The organism is Desulfotomaculum sp. OF05-3 (assembly GCF_003435535.1).
GTDB classification, from domain to species: Bacteria; Bacillota; Clostridia; order Lachnospirales; family Lachnospiraceae; genus Pilosibacter; species Pilosibacter fragilis.
Window position 1 is genome coordinate 40,170 of record NZ_QWGO01000020.1, and the last position, 20,133, is coordinate 60,302.

The 20,133-nt window shown below is 46.2% G+C and carries 15 protein-coding genes; 14 read left to right on the plus strand and 1 reads right to left on the minus strand.

Translation table 11 applies throughout. The annotated features are described in order from the left end of the window. The first annotated feature begins 58 nt into the window (after positions 1-58). Positions 59-1,069, plus strand: coding sequence for a GH25 family lysozyme (locus DXA87_RS11425; protein WP_117504462.1), 1,011 nt, complete (start codon positions 59-61; stop codon positions 1,067-1,069). 427 nt (positions 1,070-1,496) lie between these two features. Here DXA87_RS11425 and DXA87_RS11430 read toward each other — a convergent pair whose 3' ends face one another. Beyond that, on the minus strand, positions 1,497-2,063 hold the full coding sequence (locus tag DXA87_RS11430; protein WP_117504463.1) for a prolyl-tRNA synthetase associated domain-containing protein: 567 nt from the start codon (positions 2,061-2,063) through the stop codon (positions 1,497-1,499). 300 nt (positions 2,064-2,363) lie between these two features. On the opposite strand from DXA87_RS11430, the gene rlmD reads away from it, so the two are divergent. From rlmD to DXA87_RS11490, 13 genes are all read left to right on the plus strand, one after another. Next, positions 2,364-3,914, plus strand: a complete 1,551-nt coding sequence (rlmD, locus tag DXA87_RS11435) for a 23S rRNA (uracil(1939)-C(5))-methyltransferase RlmD (RefSeq protein WP_117504464.1) — start codon at positions 2,364-2,366, stop codon at positions 3,912-3,914. 329 nt (positions 3,915-4,243) lie between these two features. Beyond that, a complete protein-coding gene (locus tag DXA87_RS18175) occupies positions 4,244-4,420 on the plus strand; it encodes a hypothetical protein (RefSeq protein WP_009320322.1) in 177 nt (58 codons plus the stop codon). Between the two features lie 9 nt (positions 4,421-4,429). Further along, positions 4,430-4,765, plus strand: a complete 336-nt coding sequence (locus tag DXA87_RS11445; protein WP_117504465.1) for a hypothetical protein — start codon at positions 4,430-4,432, stop codon at positions 4,763-4,765. A 131-nt stretch (positions 4,766-4,896) separates the two neighbouring features. Beyond that, positions 4,897-5,724 (plus strand): AAA family ATPase, encoded by an 828-nt coding sequence (locus DXA87_RS11450; RefSeq protein WP_117504466.1) that lies wholly within the window; start codon positions 4,897-4,899, stop codon positions 5,722-5,724. Next, on the plus strand, positions 5,678-6,613 hold the full coding sequence (locus tag DXA87_RS11455) for a ParB/RepB/Spo0J family partition protein (protein ID WP_117504467.1): 936 nt from the start codon (positions 5,678-5,680) through the stop codon (positions 6,611-6,613). The genes DXA87_RS11450 and DXA87_RS11455 overlap by 47 nt, the downstream gene beginning before the upstream one ends. Before the next feature lie 187 nt (positions 6,614-6,800). Then, positions 6,801-10,943 (plus strand): SpaA isopeptide-forming pilin-related protein, encoded by a 4,143-nt coding sequence (locus DXA87_RS11460; protein ID WP_117504468.1) that lies wholly within the window; start codon positions 6,801-6,803, stop codon positions 10,941-10,943. Between the two features lie 150 nt (positions 10,944-11,093). Continuing rightward, the gene (locus DXA87_RS11465; protein ID WP_117504469.1) at positions 11,094-11,396 is read left to right on the plus strand and encodes a hypothetical protein; all 303 of its coding nucleotides are present in this window, start codon (positions 11,094-11,096) and stop codon (positions 11,394-11,396) included. Between the two features lie 9 nt (positions 11,397-11,405). Then, positions 11,406-11,678, plus strand: a complete 273-nt coding sequence (locus DXA87_RS11470; protein WP_004848348.1) for a hypothetical protein — start codon at positions 11,406-11,408, stop codon at positions 11,676-11,678. Positions 11,679-11,806: 128 nt separating this feature from the next. Next, a complete protein-coding gene (locus tag DXA87_RS11475) occupies positions 11,807-12,502 on the plus strand; it encodes a hypothetical protein (protein ID WP_117504471.1) in 696 nt (231 codons plus the stop codon). A 13-nt stretch (positions 12,503-12,515) separates the two neighbouring features. Further along, positions 12,516-12,725 carry a hypothetical protein gene (locus DXA87_RS11480; RefSeq protein ID WP_009320319.1) on the plus strand — a complete coding sequence of 70 codons (210 nt, stop codon included), beginning with the start codon at positions 12,516-12,518 and terminating at the stop codon, positions 12,723-12,725. Further along, positions 12,718-12,942: a hypothetical protein gene (locus tag DXA87_RS11485; protein WP_117504473.1), complete on the plus strand. Its 225-nt coding sequence runs from the start codon at positions 12,718-12,720 to the stop codon at positions 12,940-12,942. The genes DXA87_RS11480 and DXA87_RS11485 overlap by 8 nt, the downstream gene beginning before the upstream one ends. Positions 12,943-13,814: 872 nt before the next feature. Then, positions 13,815-14,168 (plus strand): TnpV protein, encoded by a 354-nt coding sequence (locus tag DXA87_RS18415; RefSeq protein ID WP_242998046.1) that lies wholly within the window; start codon positions 13,815-13,817, stop codon positions 14,166-14,168. Between the two features lie 908 nt (positions 14,169-15,076). Then, positions 15,077-20,133: LPD25 domain-containing protein (locus DXA87_RS11490; RefSeq protein ID WP_242998049.1), on the plus strand; the 5,057-nt coding region annotated here is incomplete at its 3' end.

Sequence of the window (20,133 nt, forward strand, 5' to 3'; positions counted from 1 at the left end):
TGAAGATGGAAAATATTTAAGGAATAAAACACGGACAGAGAAGAAAGGCGGAATCAGAATGTTTCAGAAAAAATTTCGATATATGGCAGCAGTCCTTGCGGCAATAATGATCACACAGGGCAGTTTTACCGCGTTTGCGGATGAGATCGGACCAGGTTATGATGAGCAGAATAAGGCATCCACGGATACCAGTGTAACGGATCCTGCAAATGCATGGAAAAAGGTAAATGGTGTTTATGTGGATAATAATGGAAAAACAATAGAGGGAGCGCTTCTCCGCGGCATCAGTGTTGCAAAATGGCAGGGAGATATCGACTGGGCGAAGGTTGCGGCAGATGATATATCATTCGCCTTTATTAAGATGATGTCTTACGGATATGAGGGTGGTTACACCATGGATCCGAATTATGAGAAAAATATGAAGGGAGCTTCGGACAATGGAGTTCAGACAGCTCCGTATGTCTATCTTCAGACAAAAACTGTGGAGGAAGCGAAGGCGGCTGCGAAATATGCAGTAGAAAAAGTATCCGGATACAATGTAAAGTACCCGATCGCTGTGGATGTAGAGTCAAAATATATCCTGGAGCTTTCGGTTCAGGAGCTCACAGATGTGGTAAACGCATTCTGTGATACGATCGCTGCGGCAGGCTACACACCGATCGTATACAGCGACTACAGCAAATTTACGACCGAGATGGACACAAAGCAGATCCACTATGATATCTGGCTTGCGAGATACGGCGCGGACGGTACATATGAGGGTCGCACAATCTGGCAGTGTACGGATAAGGGGCGTGTAAACGGAATCAACGGAAATGTATGCCTGGAATTCGCTTACAAGGATTATGCTCCGGTCACTAAGGGAACCGCGGTGGATGCCGGTGAGTGGAAGAATGAGAGAGGCAAATGGTACTTCTACCGTGATGGCGGAAGAATGAGCGGCTGGATCAATCCGGATGGATACTGGTATTATCTGGATCCGTCTGAGTTAGGTGCTATGGTGACAGGCACGACGATGACGATCGATGGCGTCGGCTATACGTTTGATGCGAATGGTGTGATGCAGTAAAACCGGAGCTTCCGGGGAACGGGCGGCAGATCAGCACATTTTGGATGCTTTGTGGCCGGGAAAATGGTATGCTTTCTGCGGAAATGCGCAGTGAGCGGATAAAGGTTTCAGGATAGAATAAAGGATAAAAAAGAAGAACGGGGACGCGGTCTCTTGATGAGATCTGCGTTCCTGTTCTTCTTTTTGTAGATATACATTTAAAGTAACTGTTCAGTAGGTCTGCGCACTTGCTGCGCTGACCGTAAGAAAACATAGGCTGGAAGGCAAAAATCCCATCAGCGAAGCTGATCTGGAATGGATTTTTGCACGTAACTATGAAGGTACTGAATAGTTACCATTTAAAAATAATTCCTGTTAATGGATTCTACAGGTGACTTTAGCGTGTGGGAAAACTGGTACTTACGATGATTGGTGGAAAACGCTGTTTTTATTCCTCCCATGGAAGATCCACGATCGTCGGCTCGTGATGAACAGCCGGAAGAAATTTCTCCATGATATCGGACGTTTTGAGCTTCATGCTTGTGGTGTTGATACACGGATGGCAGCCGAAATACTCGTCCTTTAAGACGTCAGAATCGATCAGAAGCTTTACATGGTTCTCAGGGTCATTCATGAGTCCCATGATGCTGACAGATCCGGGAGTCAGACCAAGAAATTCCTTCATATGGTCATCATCCGCAAAAGAAAGTCTCGCGGAACCGATCTGTTTGGAGAGAACCTTCGTTTTGAATTTCTTATGTCCAGGCATCAGGAGAAGGTAGAATTTCGTCTTCTGGGCGTTGCAGAGGAAGAGGTTCTTGCAGATATGGATCCCAAGGACTTCGTCGGCACCGTTGCATGCGTCGATGGTGAATGCGGCCTCATGGTCAAAGCGCATGTAGGGAATATTTAAGGAGTCCAGGAGATCGTAGGTGCGGATTTCGGTCTCGATTCGTCCAGTGACGTCCTTCGGGCGTCCGGATTCGGCAACAGGGGTATTGGATTCATTATTCATGATTTGTTTTTCGGCAGTGTCTGGAGTGTCCAGATGCTGCGTCCTTTCTTGAAAATGTGAGGAACAGTTACAACTGGTTTTACTGATGCTTTGCATTCTAAGCCGGCAAAATCTGCATGTATCATGCGGTATTTTCAGCTCAGAAAATGCCCAACTGTGTATAACGGCCGGAATTGTCCCAGATAAAAAGTTTCAGTGGAATATTCCGGGAAAAAACGCTATACTTTATGTGTTATTATAATCATCCGCATTCCGGGAATCAAGCGGAATGTTTCAGATAAGAATGGAGAAATATTTATTATGGAATACAGGGAAAAGAAGTTTAAAGGTGCCGGGGAGAATGGAAAGAAGAGCTGGAAGAAAGAGAACGCTGGCAGAAACGGGAATAATGGAAGAAATGTGAACGGGAAGACCGAAAGAAATAGCGGAAGAAAAGAAACGCAGAATTTCGTCAGCGGTACAGAGAAAAGAAACGGAAGAAACTACGGAAATCAGGATAAAAGTGTAGAAAAAAAGCTGGGATATATTGATGAAAAATTAGAAAAAAAGTATGGCGGAGCATGGAATCCTACAGGGGAGAAAAACGTGAACGCTGGTGACAAAAAGAAGGCGGCATCCGCAGCCAAACGCCAGGATGACCGCAAAACAGCACATGTTCGAGGAAAAAATGCATCTGTCCAGGCAGAAGCAAAAACAGAGCGGAAAAAATCCCTCTGTCCACATTTCAAGACCTGTGGCGGCTGTCAGTATCTGGATATGCCATATGAGAAGCAGTTAGAGCACAAAAAGAAAGAGGTTTCTGATCTTCTCCGCCCGTTCTGCAGGGTTGAGGAGATCATCGGCATGGACGACCCGTTCCATTACCGGAACAAGGTCCATGCAGTCATGGCCCGCGACAGGAAAGGCCGTATCATCTCCGGCGTATACAAAGAGGGAACCCACACGGTTCTCCCGGTGGAGACATGCCTGATCGAGAACAAAAAGGCGGATGAGATCATCGGAACGATCCGTGAACTTCTTCCATCCTTCAAAATGAAGGTATTCGATGAGGATACCGGATACGGCTTCCTGCGCCATGTCCTGGTGCGCACCGCCCATGCCACAGGGGAGATCATGGTAGTCCTGATCACCGCGTCCCCGGTGTTCCCGTCGAAGAACAACTTCGTGAAGGCGCTCCGAAAGGTTCACCCGGAGATCACGACCGTGGTGCAGAACGTAAATGGCCGCGACACCAGCATGGTCCTCGGGGAAAAGGAACATGTGCTTTACGGACCTGGATTTATTGTCGATGTCCTCTGTGGCAAGAAATTCCGGATCTCCTCAAAATCCTTCTACCAGATCAACCCGGTTCAGACGGAGAAGCTCTACAACCTGGCGATCGAGGCAGCAGGACTCACCGGAAAAGAGACCGTTGTTGACGCCTACTGCGGAATCGGAACCATCGGAATCGTCGTAGCGTCTGCCGCGAAGGAAGTCATTGGCGTCGAGTTAAACAAGGATGCCGTCCGGGATGCCGTAACAAACGCGAAGGCAAACGGCGAGAAAAACATCCGCTTCTACAACAACGATGCCGGAAAATTCATGGTCCAGATGGCTTCCCAGAATGCCCACGCCGACGTAGTCTTCATGGACCCGCCGAGAAGCGGAAGCACAGAAGAATTTATGGATGCTGTAGCGATCTTGAATCCGGACCGCGTGGTCTATGTGTCCTGCAATCCAGAGACGCTGGCGAGAGATCTGGCGTATTTTAAGAAGAAAGGGTATAGGACGGAGAAGGCATGGGCTGTGGACCAGTTCCCGGCCACCAGCCATGTGGAGACTATTGTGTTGATACAAAAGAAAAACTCGTAGAAATCCTTTATTTTAGGCACTTTGCGAAACATTTTACCTTTACTTCAGAGGGCAAAAATTCACGCAATAAACACCTAAAAAACTATTTTGATGTTTCGGTGGTAATAGATATCGGGTGTGGGAACACAAACGAAAAATAAAGGTTTTTTGAAATATATTTATCTATGTAGTGTCCACCTTACCACAAAAATGTAGGCGACATTCATTTGTATAAGGGCAGATAAGCGTATCATTAGAAATAGTGGTACGCTTATTTTTTACCCCTATTACACATTTGAGTACCCTACCCATTCTTCTATATAATGAAGTCAAGAACGGAGGTGCTGACAATGAGAGAAACAAAATACCACGCATATCTGGATAGTGAGGAAAGAACAATCCTTTTACATAGCCTTGTGGAATTGAAAAATCAACTTATTCAGCAAGGCAGATATACAGACTGTGTTGACGAGCTGATTGTCAAAGTCATAAACGCCCCTGTGAAGAAACTAAAAGTATTGGTGTAGGAGGTTGTGATGTATGACAAAGATTTTGCCGAGCTTGTGAAAATTGCAGCGGAGAAATTAAAAGAGGATACCGTCTATAAAATGCTCACACGCAGCGAGGATTATCAAAAAGAAAGTGACGAAAGGGATAAGGCGGAACGAAACTATGAACAACTTGATTTGACAATGGAACAGAGAAAGGTCTGTGATGTTTTTTTAGATTACCGAGATAGGCAGAGCTTGGAATACTCTGATTATTCCTATTTGGCAGGCTTATATGATGCGTTCCGTATTATGGCGGTCATTTTCCCCGATAGGTGGGATATGGAGCAGATACAGAAAGCCTTATCCTTAATTGAAAACTGAATATAGAAATGGATACATAGCCGATTGGTGTAACAGCCAGTCGGCTTTTTTGCGTTCACCGCAACATTCAGAGCGAAGTACATAGCCGCCTTTGACAAAGCGGCTAAATAAAAGCGAAAGGAGGACGCTATATGTCAAATTGCAAAGTGATCGCTCTGACCAATCAGAAAGGCGGTGTGGGTAAGACCACCACAGCCGTCAATCTGGGTGTGTGTTTATTGAAGCAGGGGAAGAAAGTCCTGCTTGTGGATGCAGACGCACAGGCGAATCTTACAATGTCGCTTGGCTATCCACGACCAGATGATTTGCCCATATCCCTTGCGACGATTATGCAGGACATCATCGACGATAAACTTTTTGATGTTCAGAAAGGTATCCTGCATCACAGCGAGGGTGTTGATCTGTTACCCTCAAATATTGAGTTATCAGGTCTGGAAGTAAGGCTTATCAATGCAATCAGCCGTGAGCGTGTTCTGACGACCTGTATTAACGAGGTCAAAAAGAATTACGACTATGTGCTTATTGATTGTATGCCGAGCTTGGGTATGCTGACAATCAACGCATTGGCGGCGGCTGACAGCGTAGTTATTCCGACACAGCCGCATTATCTTTCTGCAAAAGGTCTGGAGTTATTGCTTCGCTCTGTGTCAAAAGTCAGGCGGCAGATCAATCCCCATCTTCGGATTGACGGTATCTTAATGACGATGGTAATGCCACGCACGAACATTTCTAAGGAAGTGACCGCATTGGTAAGGAGTGCATACGGTCAGAATATCAAAGTTTTTGATGCTCAGATACCACATTCTATCCGTGCAGTAGAAGCTACCGCAGAGGGAGAAAGCATTTTCGCCTACGACAAAGGCGGTAAGGTTGCCGCAGCTTATGAGCAGTTTGGAAAGGAGGTGGCAGATATTGGCGAGAAGCAGAAAAAGCAGCATCGAGCTGACCGCATACGATGACCTTTTTCAGACAGACGAAAGCCGTGCAGAAGCGGCATTAAGTAAGATAAGGGATATTCCCATTTCTGAAATTGATGAGTTTCCAGACCATCCCTTTAAGGTTTTAATGGATGAGGATATGGAACAGCTTGTTGACAGCATTAAAAGAAACGGTGTAATGACACCTGCGACTGTCCGTTTGAAGGAGGACGGCAGATATGAGCTGATTAGCGGTCACAGGAGAAAAAAGGCTTGTGAGCTTGCGGGGCTTGATACGCTGAAATGTGAGGTCAAGGAGTTTTCCCGTGATGAAGCCATTATTGTAATGGTGGAGAGCAACCTGCAAAGAACGACCATTTTACCGAGTGAAAAGGCGTTTGCCTATAAGATGCGGTTGGAAGCGATGAACAGACAAGGACAGCGGAGTGATTTAACTTCGTCCCCATTGGGGACAAAGTTGAGGTCTGATGCCGAGCTTGCCGAAAAAGTTGGTGAAAGTCGTAATCAGATACAACGCTATATCCGCTTAACCGAGCTTGTACCCGAAATTCTGCAAATGGTGGATGAGCGTCAGATTGCGTTCCGTCCTGCGGTGGAAATTTCTTATCTTTCCGAGGAACAGCAGTACACCCTGCTTGAAGCGATGGAATATAATGACGCCACGCCCTCACTTGCACAGGCTATCAAAATGAAAAAGTATAGGCAGGAGGGAAAGCTGACAGACGGGGTGATTAGTTCCATTATGGAAGAAGAAAAACCGAACCAGAGAGAAAAGCCTGCTTTCCGTGATGAAAGGATAACCAAGCTCATTCCCAAATCTGTACCCAAAGGGAAAGAATCCGATTTTGTGGTCAAGGCGTTGGAGTTTTATAACCGCCATCTGCAAAGAAGCAAGGCACAGGAACGATAGCCACACATCAAGGGACAGGTCTGTCTGCTTGGGTGGATAGCCTTTTTTTCGCTTTCCCCCTCTCCACACCTCTCCCCCTTAATACTGCCAGTTACTATCCGAGAAAAGAAAAATAATAAGCTGCCAGAGGGCGGCTTTTTTCGGTTAGTAGGCAACATCTATTTTCAATATCAACAGGAGGTAAATGATGAAATTCAAAAAAATATTCCAAAAGGCTGCGGCTGTTGTGATGGCTGCGGTTACGGTATTCTCCGTACTGCCTGCCACCACAGCCTTTGCAGCCGTAGGAGATGTTGGTACGATTTCCTTTTCACACACTTATGACGGGAACGGAAATGCAATGAGGTACAACTCAAGTGCCAACATCAACGGTTATATCGCAGGCGGTACGGGTAACTATAAATACCGTATGTTTGTGGATGGCGATACAGCATTTTGTTTACAGCCGGGTGTACCGCTAAAAACGGGCAACACCTTGAAAGAAGCATCTTCCGAAGCGTGGAACGCCCTTTCGGGAAGCCAGAAAAAAGCAGTTGGACTTGCCCTGCTCTATGGGTATCAGGGAAACCGAGGGAATCTGTCTGGATCAGACGATGAGAAATGGCTTGCGACCCAGACTCTTGTATGGGAGTTTGTTACGGGATGCCGTGAAGCCACAGGTTCCTACCGCCAGACGAGCAGCACCGTGTACAGCCTGCATTTCGGCTCAAATTATCCTAACAGCGGAGCAAAGAAAGTCTATGATCAGATTGTTTCGCTGATGAGTAAACACAATACTATTCCGAGCTTTATGTCAGGCGGGAAAGACGATATTACAAAGGAACTTGTCTATAAAGACGGGAAATATAGTCTAACGCTGACCGATAAAAACGGTGTGCTGTCCGAGTATTCCTTTGCAAGTTCCAGCGATGCGGTCAGCGTAGCGAAATCTGGCAACAAGCTCACGATAACATCTGGAAAAGCCTTTGACGGTTCTGTAAGGATTACAGCTACCCGAAGCGGAGTGCCTGTGGTTAGTCAGAGTGCCAAACTGATTGCTTATGGTGATCCGAACTTGCAGGATGTTATTACAGGTGTAGAAAATGCTTCTCCTGTATCTGCCTATCTCAATGTGGAAACACCGACAGGCACGATTGCTCTGAAAAAGACTTCTGAGGACGGCGTTGTAGCAGGCATTTCGTTTACCATCAAGGGCGAGGGTATCAATAAGACGGTAACGACCGATGAAAACGGAAATATCACAGTAGAAGGTCTGTTCCCTGCCACTTATACCATTACAGAACAGACCATTGACCGTTATGAACCACAGCAGACCCAGACGGTAACACTCATCGGCGGCAAGACAACCACAGTCAACTTCAACAACACCTTAAAGCGTGGCAGCCTTGAGGTAGTCAAGACTTCCGAGGACAATCTGGTGGAGGGCGTGAAATTCCATTTGTACGGCACATCCCTTAGCGGACTTGCAGTCGATGAGTATGCTGTCACCGATAAAAAAGGTGTAGCCAAGTTTGAGGATGTCCTGATCAGCGGCGACACCCCGTATGTACTTGAGGAAGTGGATACAGCAATCCGCTATGTTGTTCCTGCATCCCAGACCGCACCGATTGAATGGAATAAGGTTACAAACCGCAGTTTCCAGAACATTTTAAAGAAATTCAATGTGACGGTAACTAAGACCGATGCAGAAACAGGAACACCACAGGGGGACGCTTCTTTAGCGGGTGCGGTTTATGGTATTTACAAGGGCGAAGAACTGATTGACACCTATACGACCGATGAAAACGGTCAGTTTACAACCAAGTATTATGTATGCGGTGATGACTGGACAATCCGAGAAATCAGTCCGTCCGAGGGGTATCTTCTTGACCCGACCATTCATAAAGTCGGTGCAGAGCCAGAACTTTATGAGGTGGAATATAATTCTGCAAAAAATGATGTGAATGAGCAGGTTATCAAGGGAAATATCGCTATTATCAAGCATACCGATGACGGCGAAACAGGCATCGAAACGCCAGAAGAAGGTGCTGTCTTTGAGGTATTCCTTAAATCGGCAGGCAGCTTTGATCAGGCAAAAGAAAGCGAGCGTGACAAGCTCATCTGTGATGAGAACGGTTTTGCCCAGACAAAAGATATGCCTTATGGCATTTATACGGTAAAACAGACTTCTGGATGGGAAGGGCGTGAGCTGATGAAGCCGTTTGATGTGTTTATCAGTTCCGACGGTCAGACCTACCGCTATCTGATCAACAATGCCAACTTTGAAAGCTATATCAAGGTTGTGAAGAAAGATGCGGAAACAGGGAAAACCATCCCGTATGCAGGGGCAGGCTTCCAGATTTACGACCCGAACGGCAACCTTGTGACAATGACTTTCACTTATCCAGAAGTGACAACCATTGATACTTTCTATACGACCGCAGATGGCGAGTTGGTCACACCAGAAGCTTTGGAATACGGAAAAGGCTATTCCCTTGTGGAAGTACAAGCACCATACGGCTATGTGCTTGACTCCGAGCCTGTGTATTTTGATGTGGTGCAGGAAAATTCGGAGGAAGAAAGCGGAATTACCGTGATTGAGGTAGTACGATCCAATCTGGCACAAAAAGGTACGATTACCGTAGAAAAATCTGGAGAGATTTTCTCAAGCGTATCGGAAAACAACGGAATGTATCAGCCAAACTTTGCCGTAGGAAATCTGGAGGGTGCGGTTTATGAGATTACCGCAGCCGAGGATATTGTAACCTTAGAGGGAACAGTCCGAGCAAAAAAAGGGGAGCTGGTAGATACCCTGACCACAGGTGCAGACGGTACGGCAAAATCAAAGGAATTATATCTTGGAAAATATGAAGTGAAGGAAGTGACAGCTCCGAATGGTATGGTGCTGAATGATGAAATTCACTCCGTTGAGCTTGTCTATGCAGGACAGGAAATTTCAGTAACAGAAACCGAAACGAGCTTTTACAACGAGCGTCAGCGTGTGGAAATCGACCTTGTAAAGAGCCTTGAAACCGATGAGCATTTTGGTGTGGGCAATAACGGGGAAATCTTTGATGTTGCCTTTGGGCTGTATGCAGAAAAAGAATTGACTGCCGCAGACGGTACGGTCATCCCTGCTGACGGACTGATTGAGATTATTACGCTTGATGAGAATGGAAACGGCAAGGTTAAGACCGACCTTCCGATGGGCAATTATTATGTGAAAGAGATTGCAGCAAACGAAGCGTATCTTACAAGTGATACGAAATACCCTGTAAACTTTGAATATGCAGGACAGGATACCGCCATCGTCCACCTTGCAGTCAATGACGGCGAACCCATTGAAAACAAGCTGATTTATGGTTCTGTAAGCGGAAAGAAAACCGATGAGGACGGCAAGGGATTAGGTGGTGCTGTCATTGGCATCTTTAAGACCGGCACAGAAGAATTTACAAAAGAACATGCGATTTTAACTACCACATCAAAGGATGACGGTAGTTTTCCTTTTGCCAAAGTGCCGTATGGTTCTTGGATTATCCGAGAGGTAGAAAGTCCGAAAGGCTTTGTACTGTCCGAGGAAGAAATTCCTGTTACGATCGGCAAGGTGGATGAAGTTGTGGAAATCGAGCTTGTGAATGAATTTATCACAGGCAATATTGAGCTTACCAAAGTCGATAAGGATTATCCTGACAATAAGCTGACAGGTGCAGTTTTTGAAGTCTTTGCCGATACCAACAAAAATGGCGAGTACGACAAGGAAGATGAGCTGCTTGGCGAAATGTCTGAGCTTGGCGGCGGCATCTACCAGATGAGCGAGCTTCGATACGGAAAATATTTTGTCCGTGAAAAGACAGCACCAGAGGGCTTTGTCCTTGATGAAAATGTCTACACCGTATCCATTGAGGAAAATGGCAAGACCTATGTGGTGGAAAATGAAGCAGGCAAAGGCTTTGTCAATGCCCCGCAGTCAGGCAGTCTTAAAATTGTCAAAACATCTTCCGATGGCAAGGTGGAAGGCTTCTCTTTCCGAGTGACAGGTGCAAATGGATATGACCAGACTTTTAAGACCGACAAAAACGGAGAAATCGTGATTGAAAACCTGCGTATCGGAGAATACACCATTTCTGAGGTCAGCGATAAGGCATCGGCAAACTATATCCTGCCTGCCGAAAAACAGATTACGGTCAAAGTGGGATCAACTACGGTTGTCCAGATGCACAATGAACTGCGTGACACCCCGAAAACAGGGGATGACTTTAATCCGTTCCTCTGGGGAGGACTGGCGGCAGTCTCCCTCATTGGTGCAGGGACGCTCTTGATTGCAGGGCTGAAAAAGAAGAAGGAGGACTAAGGAATGGAAGCAAAGACGGTGATCGCCATTGTGCTTGTGATGTTCATTGTAGGCGGAGCAATCTGGCTGAACATCCGTAACCGAAAAAAGAAGTAAAGTGTCTGGGGGCAGCCTTTTCGGGCTGTCCCCTTTCCATATACGGAGGTATATATGCAGAAATTGAGAACCATTGAGGATAAGGTGCGAGCCATTCTGAAAAAGGACGAGGAATCCAGAAATGACGATATGGTGCTGTATCTGAAAGTATGTAACAGCTATTTTAAGGACGCAGGGGCGATGCCCTTTGCGGAAGTGATGTCGCAGTACCGTTATCTGGGACTGCCGAGCTTTGAGAGTGTAGGAAGGACACGCCGAAAGCTGCAGGCAGAACATCCAGAGCTTTTAGGCAGCATCCGTATCCAGAAACTCCGTGCCAAGCAGGAACAGGATTACAGGCGTTATGCCAAAGAATGAGAGGCGCTTATGAACGAAGAAAAACGAATGAATGGCGGCTATGAAATTATTGAGAGCTGTCAAATCGGGCGTACAGAGCTTGTTATCGGGCATAACTCCAAAGCCCCGAACCCTTATGTGTGTTGGTACTGTAAGGACGGATCAGATTATTTCTGGGGGTATTATTGCAATCAGCTTTCCGAAGCAAGGGATAAGCTGAATGAGCGCTATCAGAACGAGTGCAGGATGCCCTATAACCAACCAGAAAAGAAACAGAGGAATCACAATGACCGAGAACGCTAAGAAAAAATATGATTGTGCGACCTGCCCTTATCCCCGCTATAAGGAAGGGACGGTTATTTTCTGCGATGTATGTATGCAGAAGATTTTAGACAGGAAGAAAGAAAAACAGCGACAGGAGGAACGCTGATATGGAGATACGACCATTAACCCCGACAGAACAGAAATACACTTATGCCCAAAGTATGCAGATTGAGGGGCAGACAGGTACAATCGGACATCTGCGTGGCGATTCTGCAACAACAGGCTATGGTTTTTATACCACTTGGTTTGATACCAGACCCCAATGGAAATCGGACGAATTTAAGGCAAACCTTGATACCGTCGTCAATGCTTTGCGGGAGGATAAAGGACTTTTGCACAACCGTTATGATATGGGTGCCTTTGCAAGGAAATATCCTGAAAGTGCGATGAAAGGGAATTATTGTACGGAATATGGTTTTCGTGTGGACACAGGAAAGCACGCTTTTCTATTTCGGTGCAATCCCACCAAAGGCGATTATAACTTTTACTGTTATTGCTATGTGAAAGAATGGCTGAATCAGCACATGGAAAAGGCTGAGCAGGGCATCCGTTTTATAGATACGCAGTATAAAGAACTGTTCCGTATCCCAGACGGTGGGAAGATTATGGTAACGACCGCTTGGGGCGAAAAACGGGAATACACCTGCCGTTTTATTGACGAATACCATACGGAGGTCGGTAACAACCTGTATCATATCGGTGAGTTTGCCGAGTTTTTGCACAAAAACGGTGCAGCCTGTGAGCCGATCAGTAAAGAGCCGCAGGCAACAAAAGCACCGAAACACAAAGACTATGAACGATAGGAGGAATAGGACAATGGCAGTCAACCAGAAAGCGGTAAAGGTTTTGAATAAAGTCTTTGAAGCAGGCTTTGCAGATGAAAAGGCAATCGCTTCTATGACAATGGACGATATTCTTTCCATGCAGGGCATTACGGTGGCAGATATTACCCTGATCAATGACCTGCAAAAGAGTATCAAATCGAACAAAGTCATTTCCTTTCTTGGTGGTGGTATGAATGAGTGAAAAAAGAATGATCCATTTCAAAAATGAAGAAAACGGGATTGAAGTTTCTATTCCAGACGGAGGTATGCTTCGGCTGTTTTCTGAAAACGGGGATGCACAATGTGTCCTTTGCCGCTATGTAGATGAAAACCACACAGAGATTGACGGTGTGCTGTATGACACCAAAGACTTTATCAGACGAATGAAACACAATAAAATCAGTTACGCCCCTGCCTGATCGCAGGGGCAGATAACAAGGAGGTGTAAAGAAAATGGCTGCAAAGTATCAGCTAATCACGGAGCTGTATCGGCGAACAGGCGTGTCGGTTGCGAAAAGTCCGCAGGCGTGGCAGAGTTTTCTGTCCTCTGCCTGCCGCAACTATAAGTGCCGCTTTGACGAACAGCTCTTAATCTATGCTCAACGCCCCGATGCCGTAGCTGTGGCAGAACTTGGCACTTGGAATAAGCTCTTTAAGCGTTGGGTAAACAAAGACAGCAAAGGGATTGCCGTGTTCGACCCGAAAGGTCGCAGGAACACGCTGAAATACTATTTTGATATATCCGATACCCACGAGGGTTATTATGGCAGCCGTCCTGTTCCGATCTGGCAGATGGATGAGCGATATGAGCAGGCAGTAAAGGAAAGGCTTTCTGACCGTTTCGGAGAGCTTGAAGAAACAGACTTGGCGGAAACACTTTTTAAGACTGCTGAGAACGCTGTGGAGGACAATCTTCCCGATTACCTGTCACAGCTCAAAGGCGTAACCCAAGACAGTTTTTTAGAAGAACTGGACGAATACAACATTGAAGTGCTGTATAAGCGGCTTGCGGTCAACAGCGTGGCATTTATGCTGATGAGCCGCTGCGGTCTGGATGTGAAGGAATATTTTGACCGAGAAGATTTTGCCGACATTGTGAATTTCAATACGCCCCATACGATAAATGCAATCGGGATTGCCACAAGCGATATATCGGAAATGGCACTTCGGGAAATTTCCGCAGCTATCCGAAATGTGCAAATGGAAGCAAGAGAAGAAAACCGTACCTTTGCACCAAAGTCCCAATCCCGTTATGATGTAGGCAGAAAACAGCTCGAAAGGAGTGAAAATAATGAGCGAAATCACATACACAAGGCAGGGGGATTATCTTATTCCAGACCTAACATTACCGACAGAGCCAGAGCTTCCGCTTGGCAGATACGCTATGATGCACAGGGAGTATCTGGAGCAGCACAAGAGAGTGACTTACCTCAACCTGCTGACAGCGGGGATGCTGAATCAGCATCTTTACGAGGTGGAACAGACGGCACTCAAACGGTTGGAGCTTCTGACGAAGCAGCTCTCAATGGAGCAGGGCGTGACGGAGGAACTGAAGGAAAAAGCCCCGATGCAGTGGGTAGGATTGATGAACAACATCCGCAGCCAAGCGGAGGAAGTCATCTTGACGGAACTGATTTACAGCTAAGCATTGCCAATGAGGAAGAAGTAAGTGCCAATCTTCCAACGGTTGAACAGCAGATAGAAAGGATCGCACAGGCAGAGGATGAAAAGTCCTCTGCTTTTGTCATTTCACAGGAAGATATTGACTCTGTTCTGCAAATGGGCAGTAGTTATGATAAGAGCAAATACCGTATCTATCGTCAGTTTCAGAAAAATAGTGACAGCAAAACAAACATTGAATTTCTCAAAAAGGAATATGGTACAGGCGGAGGAACACACATTTTTCCAGACGGGACACAGGGCGGAAGATGGGCAGACAGTAAAGGGATCGCCATTGAAAAACAGGGTTCTTATACTGATCCAGACCTGCGATTATCTTGGTCGAAGGTGGAAAAACGCCTGCGTGAGCTTATCAAGAATGACCGCTATTTAAACCCAAAAGAGAAAGACCATTATGCGGACTATCTGGAACAGGTATCTGCACCGCAGTATGAAATCGACACCCAGAGAAAACTTGTAAGACAACGGTTTATACAGTCCAAGCAGGAATTTTCCCCTGCTGACAAACGGGACAGCCTTGCCCTGCGTCTGTCTGATTTTATCCGTGATTTGGACGGTTATGAAAAAGAACTTTTGTCGCAGGTAAATCGTACCGACCTTGCCAATATAAATGACAGGCAGATGGAGGAACAGTTTTCCGATCCTGCGACGGTACAACAGCTTCTTGATTTTCTGGCTTTGGTACAAGGTAAAACGAGCGACACTTACAGCCGCAGTAATGCGTGGTATTTTTCCAAAGAACTGACGGAGCTGCATCCCATGCATTATCTTTGTCACGAGGGCGATGTGGTGTATCTGGGGGCAGACAAATATGAAGTGCAGTCGGTGACTGAGGACAGCGTAACCTTGCAGAATGTGCAGTTCCCGATTTTGATGCAGGCGTACAGTCATACGGATCTAAGCGAACTTCTGAAAGAAAACCCTGCCAACGACCATCTCAAAGTCGTAGTGACCGACAGGCAGAGAGCAGAAACACTTACCGAAAAAAAGCCTGACAGCTTAGAATTTTCTATCGGCTTTTCCGAGCATCCCTGCTTTTATGACAAGAAGCTGAATGACCGATTTACCAATCTTAGCTTTGCTCTTGGAAACAGGTTACTTGGTATTTTAGATGAAAAGCAGCACCGAGAACGGGAGGACGAGAGCAAAGCGGTCGGTTGGTATCACAAGACCGATTTTGATATTTCCGCAGTTATTGATGGCGAGGATATGCACTATGACGGGCGTTTTGACATTGGGGATGGAGAGGGCGATTTGATTGCCCATATCAAAAATCATTATGATTATTGCCTGTCGCCGAACTGTCCGTTTATCCCAGAGTGGAAAAAGCAGGGCGAGGATGCGTATCGGGAAAAGATGGAAAGTCTGCGGTGGGGGCGTGAGGTGTTCATTCCCTATTTGGAACAGCACGCAGAACTAACCCCAGAGGACGAACAGCTCCTTTCCGAAATCCTGTCTTTTGAGAATGAATGGTTTGTATCCTCCGAGCAGGCATTATTGGAACAGGCAAAGGAAACGATTGACGCATTCTGCCGCAGGGAATACGAACAGGAGGAGGGTGCGGATTATACCGATCTGTCCTCTGTTAAAATCGCATTTACGACGACCGAGGATGAAATGCACGAGATACAGGCAGTCGTCAACCTTACCGAGTACCGTATGGAAACCTATATAGATGATGTGCTTGTGGATTGTGTATCGTATGGCAGTCTGGCGTCTTTGGTGCAGGACGGACTTGGGTATCTTGATTTTGACAGTCTTGTATCGGTTACGGAGGAACAGCTTGAGCCTTTTTACAAAGAGGAAGCACCAACTCCCGCAGAAATACAAGACAACCAAGAGCTGATAGGAAAAGAAGTGGTGATTGATAACCGCCGTTATGTGATTGAGCGTATCAGCGAAATCAGCGGTGATGTGTCAATGCGGGATGTAACTTTCCAAAATCAAGCAGGTATTCCGATAAACCGTGTGGAGAAAATCGGTTATATTCGCAGCCTTTTGGAACAGGAAGTATTACCACCCGAAAAAGAAAATGTAGATGTTCCCGTTCCGTCTGATGACCGTCGAAACTTCCGTATTACGGATGATGCTTTAGGAGTAGGCGGTGCAAAGGAGAAATTCAGAAACAACATCGCAGCGATCCAGACACTTCACGAGCTTGAGATTGAAAACCGCCTTGCAACGCCAGAGGAACAGGAAATTCTCTCAAAGTATGTCGGATGGGGCGGTCTGTCACAGGCATTTGATGAAAATAATGCGGCGTGGGCAGATGAGTTTATAGAGCTTTATGAGAACCTCTCCCCAGAGGAATATCGTGCGGCAAAGGAATCGACACTTACAGCCTTTTATACTCCGCCCGTGGTAATCAAGGCGATGTATGAGGTGCTTGACCGTCTGGGCTATGAGAAAGGAAATATGTTAGAACCGTCCTGTGGCACAGGAAACTTCTTTGGTCTGCTCCCTGAAAAGATGGCAGGCTCAAAGCTCTATGGCGTGGAGCTTGATGATCTGACTGGCAGGATTGCAAAGCAGCTTTACCAGAAAGCCACCATCGCCGTACAGGGGTTTGAAGATACCAAACTGCCAGACGACCATTTTGATGTGGTGCTTGGTAATGTACCTTTTGGAGATTTTCGGGTCAACGACAGCCGTTACGAACAGCAGAAATTCCTTATCCATGACTATTTCTTTGCAAAAGCCCTTGATAAAGTAAAAGCAGGCGGCGTTGTAATGTTTCTTACCTCAAAAGGCACAATGGATAAGGCAAGTCCCGAAGTACGAAAATATATCGCCCAAAGAGCCGAGCTTTTAGGGGCGATACGGCTTCCAGACAACACCTTCAAAGCCAATGCGGGAACGGAAGTTACAAGTGACATTCTGATCTTAAAAAAGCGTGACCGAGTTATGGAGATAGAGCCAGAGTGGGTACACCTTGACACGGACGAGAATGGTATCACAATGAATCGCTATTTTGTAGAGCATCCAGAGATGGTGCTTGGGACAATGCAGATGGAAAGCAACCGTTTCGGTATGGATACTGCCTGTAAAGCAGACAAGGAACATTCCCTTTCCGAGCTTTTATCGGAAGCGGTGCAGCGTATCAATGGGGAAATCACAGTACAGGAAAATCAGATTGATGAAATCTCCGATGAACAGGCAGAGAGTATTCCTGCCGACCCTTTGGTACGGAACTTTTCTTATACTTTAGTGGATGGCAAGGTTTACTTCCGAGAAAATGATGTGATGACCCCTGCCAAAGTATCTATGACTGCCGAAAATCGTATCAAGGGATTGGTGGAGATCAGGGACTCTGTCCGCAGGCTCATTGACTACCAGACCAACGATTACCCTGATGAAGTGATACGCAGGGAGCAGGAACAGCTTAACCGCTTGTATGATACCTTTACGGGGAAGTACGGGCTTATCAATAACCGAGGGAATTATCTTGCCTTTGCGTCCGATGAAAGCTACTTCCTGTTATGTTCCCTTGAAGTGCTTGATGATGACGGAAAATTTAAGCGGAAAGCGGATATGTTCACGAAACGGACGATTAAACCGCACCGTACTGCAACTTCTGTGGAAACCGCAAGTGAAGCCCTTGCCCTTTCTATTGGAGAAAAAGCCTGTGTTGATTTAGGGTATATGGAACAGCTTACAGGGAAAACACAGGAGAAACTGATTGTAGATTTGCAGGGCGTTATCTTTCGTGTACCCAATGCCGAGCCTGCCCGTTATGTGACTGCGGATGAGTACCTTTCTGGGAATGTAAGGGAAAAGCTGACGGTTGCAGAAATTGCGGCAAAGCAAGACCCGTCGCTGTCAGTCAATGTGGAAGCCTTAAAACAGGTTATTCCCAAAGACCTGCCTGCCAGTGAAATCGCTGTGCGTCTTGGTACGACTTGGATACCGCAGGAGGATATTCAGCAATTTGTGATGGAACTTTTAACCCCGTCACAACACGCAAGAAACAGGATCAAAGTCCGTTATACACCATATAATGGCGATTGGTTTATCGAAAATAAAACTTCCGATTACGGGAATGTCAAGGCGGACAGCACTTACGGTACGAAAAGAGCTTCCGCCTATCGTATTATTGAGGACACGCTGAATCTGAAAGATACCCGTATTTTTGATTATGTGTATGATGAACACGGAAACAAAAAAGCGGTGTTCAATCATAAGGAAACCACAGCGGCACAGGCAAAGCAGGAAGTGATTAAACAGGCGTTTCAGGATTGGATATGGAAAGACCCTGAGCGAAGGAACCGCCTTGTCCGTTACTATAACGACACTTTCAACAGTATCCGCACCCGTGAGTATGATGGAAGCCATATCACTTTTGGCGGGATCAGTCCAGAAATTCAGTTAAGACCGCATCAAGTGAACGCTATTGCCCATATCCTTTATGGCGGGAATACACTTCTTGCCCATAAGGTAGGTGCAGGCAAGACCTTTGAAATGGTCGCTGCCGCACAGGAGAGCAAGCGTCTGGGACTGTGCAATAAGTCTATGTTTGTTGTGCCAAACCACTTAGTCGGACAATGGGCGTCGGAGTATTTAAGGCTGTATCCCTCTGCCAATATCCTTGTGACGACCAAACAGGACTTTGAAACAGTGAACCGAAAAAAGTTTTGTTCCCGTATTGCCACAGGCGACTATGATGCGGTCATCACCGGACATTCCCAGTTTGAAAAAATCCAGATGAGCATGGAACGCCAAAGGGAGCAGCTTCAGAAACAGCTTGACGATATTGAGCGTGGGATTGAAGATGTGCAGAAATCAAATGGCGAGCAGTTCACAGTCAAGCAGCTTATGAAAACAAGGAAAGCCATTGAAGCAAAGTTAAAAAAACTCAACGATACCAAACGAAAGGATAATGTGATTGACTTTGAGCAGTTAGGCGTTGACAGGCTTTTTATTGACGAGAGCCATTTTTACAAAAACCTCTACCTCTATACCAAGATGCGAAATGTGGGCGGTATTGCCCAGACCGAAGCCCAGAAGTCAAGTGACCTCTTTATGAAATGCCGCTATTTGGACGAAATCACAGGCAACCGTGGCACGATATTCGCTACGGGGACGCCGATCAGTAACTCAATGGTGGAGATGTATTCTGTACAGAGATACTTGCAGTATGATACACTTGTAAGGAACGGTTTGCAGCATTTTGACAGTTGGGCGTCCACTTTTGGTGAAACTATCACAGCATTAGAGCTTGCCCCTGAAGGGACAAACTACCGAGCAAAGACAAGGTTTGCGAAATTTTATAACCTGCCAGAGCTGATGTTAATGTTTCGGGAGGTGGCAGACATTCAGACTGCCGATATGTTAAAACTCCCTGTGCCAAAGGTCAACTATCACAATATCAAGACCAAGCCAAGCGAGATACAGACAGAAATGGTAGCTTCTCTTGCTAAGCGGGCAGAAAAGATACGGGCAAGGCTTGTTGAGCCACAGGTCGATAATATGTTGAAAGTGACCAATGACGGACGCAAACTTGCCCTTGACCAGAGAATGATTGACCCGATGCTGCCTGATGACCCAGAAAGCAAAGTCAACACCTGTATCGACAATGTGCATCGCATTTGGGGAGAACACGCTGATACAAAAGCGGCACAGCTTATATTCTGCGACCTTTCTACGCCAAAGAATGATGGCTCATTTAATGTCTATGATGATATACGGGAGAAGTTGATCCGCCGTGGCGTTCCTGCCGAGCAGATACGCTTTATCCACGAAGCGACCACCGATGTACAGAAAAAGGAGTTATTTGCGAAGGTTAGAAGCGGCGAGGTTCGTATTTTGTTAGGTTCTACCCAGAAGATGGGGGCAGGTACGAATGTGCAGGACAGGCTTGTGGCACTCCATAATTTAGATTGCCCTTGGCGACCAAGCGATGTAGGACGGATTTTGCGGACATTCAAAATAAA